1 protein-coding gene is annotated in these 1572 nt (G+C 62.9%); it reads left to right on the top strand.

Going from position 1 to position 1572, the window contains the following annotated elements; translation table 11 throughout:
* Positions 1-165 precede the first annotated feature (165 nt).
* Positions 166-1572, top strand: a 1407-nt coding sequence (gene gatB / locus ABYB95_RS23265) for an Asp-tRNA(Asn)/Glu-tRNA(Gln) amidotransferase subunit GatB (RefSeq protein ID WP_372662663.1), incomplete at its 3' end; no start/stop codon positions are given.

Raw genomic sequence — 1572 nt, 5'->3', positions numbered from 1 at the left:
GCACGCTTTCCAAAAAGCCACCGATTGGCACCTGAAGACGCCGGAGGGGTTCTAAAAATCACCCCCGCGCCGCCCCCTGCAAGGGGGCGTCACCAGCGGCCCGGCAAGCCTGTTCCGCGGTGACCCGCGCAACAGGCCACTCGCGAACTGAATGAGGTTTCCAAGATGAATACAGTCAAGAAAGAAGCGTCACTGCTGGTGCAGGGCTACGAAGTCGTGATCGGCTTTGAGACCCACGCCCAGCTCTCTACGCAATCCAAAATTTTCAGCCGCGCGCCCACCGCCTTCGGCGCCGAACCCAATACCCAGGCCTGCGCCGTCGATCTGGCCTTGCCCGGCACGCTGCCGGTGATGAACCGGGCGGTGGTGGAAAAGGCCATTCGACTTGGCCTGGCGCTGGGTTCGCACATCGCCGAAGAAAGCGTGTTCGCGCGCAAGAACTACTTCTACCCCGACCTGCCCAAGGGCTACCAGATCAGCCAGTTTGAAATTCCGGTGGTGCAAGGTGGCGAGGTGTCGTTCCTGCTTGCCCCTTCGACAGGCTCAGGACCATCGGAAAAGCGGACGGTGCGCCTGGTGCGCGCGCATCTGGAAGAAGATGCCGGCAAATCCTTGCACGAAGATTTTGTGGGCCAAAGCGGTATCGACCTCAACCGCGCCGGCACGCCGCTGCTGGAGATCGTGACCGAGCCCGACATGCGCTCCAGCGCCGAGGCCGTGGCCTACGCGAAGGAACTGCACAAGACCGTGACCTGGATCGGCATTTGCGACGGCAACATGCAAGAAGGCAGTTTCCGTTGCGACGCCAACGTGTCGGTGCGCAAGCCCGGTGCCGAACTGGGCACGCGGCGCGAGATCAAGAACCTGAACAGCTTCAAGTTCATGCAGCAGGCCATCGACTACGAGGTGCGCTGGCAGATCGAGCAGATCGAAGACGGCCACGCGATCCAGCAGGCCACCGTGCTGTTCGACCCAGACACGGGCGAAACCCGCGCCATGCGCACCAAGGAAGACGCCGCCGACTACCGCTATTTCCCCGACCCCGATCTGCCGCCGCTGGTGGTGTCGCGCGAGTGGGTGGAGCAGGTGCGGGCCGACATGCCCGAGTTGCCGCGCCAGATGGCGCAGCGCCTGGTGGACAGCTACGGCCTGCCCGAATACGACGCCACCACGCTCACACAAAGCCCGGCCATGGCCGCGTATTTCGAGACCGCAGCCAAGGCCAGCGGGAGTCCGAAGCTGGTGAGCAACTGGATCATGGGCGAGGTCTCGCGCCGCCTGAACGCCGAAGAGCGCGACATGGCCGATGTGCCGGTGAGCGCGGAGCAACTGGCGGCGCTGATCACGCGTATTTCAGATGGAACTGTGTCGAACAACGCGGCGAAACAGGTGATGGACGTGCTGTGGAGCGGCGAAGGCAAGGACATCGACGCTGTCATCGAAGCCAAAGGCCTCAAACAAATGAACGACAGCGGCGCGCTGGAAAAAATCATCGACGAGGTGATGGCCGCCAATGCCGACAACGTGGCCCAGTTCCGCGCCGGCAAAGAAAAGGCCTTCAACGCCCTGGTC

This window comes from Hydrogenophaga sp., assembly GCF_041633695.1.
Classification (GTDB): domain Bacteria; phylum Pseudomonadota; class Gammaproteobacteria; order Burkholderiales; family Burkholderiaceae_C; genus Hydrogenophaga.
This window is presented reverse-complemented; position numbering and strand designations above follow the sequence as displayed.